The following is a 5,772-nucleotide window of genomic DNA, read 5'->3' on the forward strand; positions in this document are numbered from 1 at the left end:
GTATGAATCCATGCGTTAATTGTGTGAAAACTTGGTTTTCAATCTAATTAAAAGAAGAAGATAATGAATAATTCTATTGAGATACAGTACTTATATGACCTTATACGTAAGATGTTTACTGTACCTGTTTAATATTCTTTAATTTCAGTTTTACTTTTATTTGATAGTATTCAAAGGGAAATGTATAACTTTTTAGGTTGATAGCCATTTGCTAAAGGTATATTATTTATCATTTTCCGACAGAAGACTCCTTCCTCAAAAATGTGAAGGTGTGAAATACCAATTTTAGGTGGGAGATGAATGTCGGTAGGCGTAAGCCTACTTATTTTGTATACTATTAAGAAGAATGCTAGAAAGTGAGGTGCAATCAATGTTAATAAATAAAGCATATAAATTTCGTATTTACCCGAACAAAATACAAGAAATCTTAATTGCGAAAACTATTGGTTGTAGTCGATTTGTGTTCAATCGCTTCCTTACTATGTGGAACAATACTTACAAAGAAACAGGGAAAGGATTAACATATAATTCTTGCTCTTCCGAGCTCACTCAATTAAAAAAACAGAATGATACGATATGGTTAAAAGAAGTAGATAGTATTGCGCTTCAATCTACATTGAAAAATCTGGCAGATGCTTTTTCACGCTTTTTCAAGAAACAGAATGATCCTCCACAATTCAAGTCCAAACGAAATAAAATCCAATCTTACACAACGAAAGAAACAAATGGAAATATCGCTGTGATAGGCAATCGAATAAAACTACCTAAAATCGGACTTGTGAAGTTTGCAAAGAGCCGTGAGGTAACGGGACGTATTCTAAATGCTACCATTAGACGGAATCCAAGTGGTAAATACTTTGTATCTTTGCTAGTTGAGACAGAAGTAAATGAATTACCGAAAACAGGATCTTCTGTTGGGATTGATATGGGATTAAAGGATTTTGCTATTCTTTCAAATGGAACTACATACAAAAACCCTAAATTCTTTCGTACATTAGAAAAAAAATTAGCGGAAGCACAACGCATCCTTTCCAGAAGAACGAAAGGTTCTTCGAACTGGAATAAACAACGTGTGAAAGTGGCACGGGTCCATGAACATATTACTAATGCAAGAAAAGATTACTTGGATAAAATCTCTACCGAAATCATCAAAAACCACGATGTAATTGGTATTGAGGATCTACAAGTAAGCAATATGCTAAAAAACGGGAAACTTGCCAAAGCAATCAGTGAAGTATCTTGGTCACAATTTCGAAATATGTTGGAATATAAAGCAAAATGGTACAGGAAGCAAGTTGTAGTTGTCTCAAAAACATTTGCTTCTAGTCAGCTATGTTCAAATTGTGGTTACCAAAATAAAGACGTTAAAAATCTAAATCTTCGTGAATGGGATTGTCCTTCTTGTGGCACACATCACGATAGAGATATTAACGCAGGACTGAATCTTAGAAACGAAGCGATTCGTCTCTTAACCGTAGGGACTACGGGGATAGCCTAATCAATTAGAAACCGATAGGTTTCCGTACTTAGGAATCTCCCACTTCAAACAGTCCGTTAAGACGTTAAGTGGTGAGTAGTTCAAAGTAATATTTTCAGGAATATGGTACCTAATGAAAACTATTCTATGAATCTATGCAGTAACTATGTGAAGATTTATCGTTTAATCTGAGTAAGAGGAGAAAATAATGAATGATTCCATTGACTTACAATACTTGTGTGATCTCATACACAAAACGTTTAATGTACCTGTTCAATTTTTATCTACAGGTAAAAAAATCCTATATCATTCTACTTCTAATGATATTTGTAGTCCCTTTTATTCTTCTAATGAAGAACATCTTAGTGAGCTTTATCAAGAAAATGATCTCAACAACTTCCCACTTTTCAGAGGTAACAGTTATCTTGAGAATTTCGTCCTAATTCATATAACAAATCATAACGATATAAAAGGAACTATTATAATTGGTCCCACTACCTATCCAAAGGTATCAGACGAAATGGCAATTAAGCTTATGAGAAGATTTAACTCGGTTGATAACATACAAAAAGGATTATCCTACTATCAATTCCTATCTGAGATTAAAAAGATCACTTTAATTGATATAGGTATTTTAATTCATTACATGATTTTCAAAGAAAAGCTAGATGTAGATATTGTTTGGAAAAAAAATAAATTACTAGAGGAAGTTTCCTATAAAATAATAAACCCTGATTTGTATATTTCAAAACGTCGTCAAAATAATTTTGAACATTATGATATATCATTGGAGCGTAAATTTTTTACAGCAATCAAAGAAGGAAATACAGAACAAGTAATAAAATATGCGTATTCATTCCCACAAGAAGACGCGGGGATAGCATCAAAAGGAGATCAACTCAGAAATCAAAAAAATAATGGCATTATAGCGATTACTCTAGCTACTCGATATGCAATAGACGGGAACCTTCCGTCAGATATTGCTTTTTCGCTAGGCGCTTTATACGTCCAAACTATTGAGCAACTAGATAACATGTACGCTATAAATAGATTAATAGAAGATGCGTTATGCACTTTTGCAGAACGCGTTAAAGAATACAATATTCATAAGTATTCCCATACAATTACTACATGCCTAAATCATATTAATAAAAGTATTTATGACGAAATATCTCTCAATGATCTCGCTAATCTTTTGGATATTAACCCTGCATATTTATCTAGACTATTTAAAAAAGAAGTAGGAATCCCTATAAGTGAACATATTCAACGGGAACGAGTAGAAGAAGCAAAAAAACTATTAACATTAACGACATATTCATTATCAGATATTTGTAGTTGGCTTAACTTTAATGACCAAAGTTACTTTACAAAGGTATTCAAAAAAATAACAGGTATGACTCCTAGACAATACCGTGAAAAGCACACTGTCATCTAGAGTTGTTATCCCAACAGGTTCTGTTGTAAAGTTTTTTTGCACATAGAGACATGGGAAGATTGTGGTCAAATTTTATGACACCGTTAATAAATTCTGTAATTCGTTATACGCCGAAAAGACGGAGTCTGATGTGACTTTGAAAGAAAGTCGCGACGTTTATAAAAAAGTTACGATGCTTTATTCCTTCAAGTAAAAATTCCAAGTGCGTTTTAATCAAACTTTTTTATAAAAAATAACTCCTTCACAAAATTATACTCATCCATTTTGATTAATCTTTTTTTCAAAATGAATGGGTTTCTTCTATTGTAAAATCAACATTTGTAGCACGATTTTAATTGAACTTTATTCCAAACCAACACATTCCTCTTCCTTTTGGCATATTAGCGTTATATATCGAGAGATAAGTATTTGAAGTTATCTCTGACTTTTCCCCTGATCCGCACGGTACGTGCCACTTTCATGGCATACCGCGGTCCACCTATACTGTAGTTTTCTTTCCATCTAATAATGATAAATTCTAAGCAAACAACGCTAGTTGTTCATAATTTAATTCCACTTCAATTTGTGATTCAATACAGATTTCCTCGTTTTTGACTAGTTTTCGCAATTTGTTAAGTTTGTCTAACTGTTCCTCATTGAGTTTTAGTTCATTGAGTAATTGGTTAATATTTTCTTCTTTGGTTGCGTGTATTAGTCTATGGACACTTGGTTTGATGATGGTAAGGTTTTTTTGTAACTGTCATCCTTTCTTTCGCTCCATAATCGCTTATGGTGACAATGGATGTCCCATGGTGAGAGTTTCTCGCCTGTTATGCTGCATTTACCTTTTTGTGCGACATAAAGAGAAATTCGGTTGTCGTTGTATTCAACGGTTGCTCGTTCATTTATGACAGGATTTTCTCTTAACCATTTTAATTCTGCTTCGGTTATATCAGCCAAGTTTTTATGTATCTCGGCTCGTTCTTTTATAAAGAGGTTTTAAAAATATAATTAAAATACAAATGTTTTTGTTAAGAAGAATATTTAACAAAGAATTTAAATCCCCAAAAACGAAACAATAGGGGGTGGTGTAGCGCTATGTCAGAAATGGAAGTAGTATATATACCAGCAATGAAGTCTATAGTCGTTTGGGGGTAAGTGGTAGTACGCTTAGAAAGTATTCGGATGTTCTTGAACGTGAAGGATATGATGTAAAAAAGAGTAGTCGAGGGAGAAGGTAATATACAGAGTTTGATGTTGTATTGATTGAAAAGTTAGTAGAGTTGAGCAAGCAGGATGGTATGACTTTAGAGAAAGCGGCTAAAATGATTGCGAAGCAGTTTGGAATTGGTAATAAGAAAGAGGAATCCCAGGGGTCAGATCCAATTCCTTATCAAATGCAGTATCAATTCCGGCAACAATATAGCGCTATGATAGAAGAAATTAATAAAGTGCAGCAAGCAAATCTGTTAGAAATGGAAAAGAGATTAGGTGATCGTATAGATCAAAGGAATAAATTGATAGAAGAGAATATGAAGGATCGGAAAGAACGTGAGGAAAGAATAGAAAAAAGATTAGAGAAAAGAGATGAGAATCTTATGAAGATGGTCAGAGAGATTCAAGATGCTAAACGCACTATTGTATCAGCCCAGGAAGAAATAGAGGCAGCTAGGTTGAAAAAGCAGTCTTGGTGGAAGTTTTGGGGTGATTTATACTTTTATAAAATTATAATGGGATTCAGCCGAGATTTTTCCATAGAATAAGGAACCCATAAAGGATTCCTTTTACATTATGCCGTTCTATAATCGTTGTTTTTAAGCTTCTTTCTAGTATCCCTAAATGCCATGATCATTATTATCGTGCATATTAATTTAAGCCCGCGAAACTCCTGGTGGAACATTAGTCCTGAGAAGAATTCATAAGCATAGAAGAAACCAATGACAAGGAACAGCCAGAGCATAAATTTCAAATCTTTTAAATGAAACTTGTAATTATGAATCTTTTTCCACATATGTATACACTCCTAGTCTGTTGAAGTTCTATAATTCTTATTGATGATATCTTGCATGTTTGCGATAAAGAATAGAAGGAATATGATGCCGCTAACCCAATAATATGTACCTCCAGTTGTGAATTTATCATAGAAGGAGTAGGCGTTCGAGATTACAAGAATTACTGAGCATATAGTAGAAATTACTAATGAACCGAAACTTCTCATGATGGTCACCTCAATTCTAAAAGTTATGACTTTAAATATAATTATACATATGTATATAAAGATTCATAAAGGAATTACCATAGGATTAGATATGATGAATCAATTAATTCCTAATATGCAAATTAACCATGTAACAGATATAAAATATACATAGCGCTTAAAAAAATAATGTGTGGAGGAATTACGGGATAATGTCGAAAAAATAAAAATTATGAGATTTTTTGTTGATTTATGTCGTTTTTAATGCTATACTCATAACAACAAAGAAAGAGAAAACAAATACCCTTATCTAGTAAGATGTCAGAATTTTTAGTTTTCTCCAATCGTTTTACTTCTTGTGCCCTAGAAGTTTGTTCATTTTTTTCCACTCTTTCTTTGTTTTACCCTATAAAAGAAAACAACCTGTTTTTATACAGGTTGTTTTCTTTTGTAAAAATTTAATTTGTTGTTTTTATAACAGTTGGGATTACTCTTTTAAAATTATTATGGTTTATAGGGAGGCGACAAGTAATAGATTGGATATTTAACGATGAGTCTAAATTATTATAGAGTGAATCCAGAAAGAGATGAAAACTAAGAAATTTGGATGTTAGTTTTCTATGCGAATTAAATTCTAATATAAGAAAATAAAGTTAAGTGTCATAGTATAAGGTTATAGTA

4 protein-coding genes and 2 pseudogenes are annotated in these 5,772 nt (G+C 32.6%); 3 read left to right on the forward strand and 3 right to left on the reverse strand.

Annotated elements, in window-relative coordinates; all coding sequences use genetic code 11:
- The first annotated feature begins 370 nt into the window (after positions 1-370).
- Both tnpB and AB3X48_RS16555 read left to right on the forward strand, forming a co-directional pair.
- Complete coding sequence (gene tnpB, locus AB3X48_RS16550) at positions 371-1,498, forward strand: IS200/IS605 family element RNA-guided endonuclease TnpB (RefSeq protein ID WP_199715717.1); 1,128 nt, start codon at positions 371-373, stop codon at positions 1,496-1,498.
- 187 nt (positions 1,499-1,685) lie between these two features.
- Positions 1,686-2,915: a helix-turn-helix domain-containing protein gene (locus AB3X48_RS16555; protein ID WP_088099776.1), complete on the forward strand. Its 1,230-nt coding sequence runs from the start codon at positions 1,686-1,688 to the stop codon at positions 2,913-2,915.
- A 517-nt stretch (positions 2,916-3,432) separates the two neighbouring features.
- Here the strand turns inward: AB3X48_RS16555 and AB3X48_RS16560 are convergent.
- Positions 3,433-3,875, reverse strand: a pseudogene (locus AB3X48_RS16560) (HNH endonuclease signature motif containing protein); the annotation flags it as partial.
- Between the two features lie 117 nt (positions 3,876-3,992).
- On the opposite strand from AB3X48_RS16560, the pseudogene AB3X48_RS16565 reads away from it, so the two are divergent.
- Positions 3,993-4,657: pseudogene (locus tag AB3X48_RS16565) on the forward strand (DUF3967 domain-containing protein).
- A gap of 26 nt (positions 4,658-4,683) precedes the next feature.
- Here the strand turns inward: AB3X48_RS16565 and AB3X48_RS16570 are convergent.
- Both AB3X48_RS16570 and AB3X48_RS16575 read right to left on the reverse strand, forming a co-directional pair.
- Positions 4,684-4,905 carry a hypothetical protein gene (locus tag AB3X48_RS16570; RefSeq protein WP_088099777.1) on the reverse strand — a complete coding sequence of 74 codons (222 nt, stop codon included), beginning with the start codon at positions 4,903-4,905 and terminating at the stop codon, positions 4,684-4,686.
- 12 nt (positions 4,906-4,917) lie between these two features.
- Positions 4,918-5,112 (reverse strand): hypothetical protein, encoded by a 195-nt coding sequence (locus AB3X48_RS16575; RefSeq protein ID WP_367959745.1) that lies wholly within the window; start codon positions 5,110-5,112, stop codon positions 4,918-4,920.
- Between the last annotated feature and the right edge of the window lie 660 nt (positions 5,113-5,772).

The organism is Bacillus sp. S4, assembly GCF_040838205.1.
In the GTDB taxonomy this organism is placed as follows: Bacteria; Bacillota; Bacilli; order Bacillales; family Bacillaceae_G; genus Bacillus_A; species Bacillus_A cereus_U.

Bases quoted from the DNA above. Each gene is read 5' to 3' on its own strand.
- tnpB (WP_199715717.1), top strand. From the start codon at position 371: ATGTTAATAAATAAAGCATATAAATTTCGTATTTACCCGAACAAAATA.
- AB3X48_RS16555 (WP_088099776.1), top strand. From the start codon at position 1,686: ATGAATGATTCCATTGACTTACAATACTTGTGTGATCTCATACACAAA.
- AB3X48_RS16570 (WP_088099777.1), bottom strand. From the start codon at position 4,905: ATGTGGAAAAAGATTCATAATTACAAGTTTCATTTAAAAGATTTGAAA.
- AB3X48_RS16575 (WP_367959745.1), bottom strand. From the start codon at position 5,112: ATGAGAAGTTTCGGTTCATTAGTAATTTCTACTATATGCTCAGTAATT.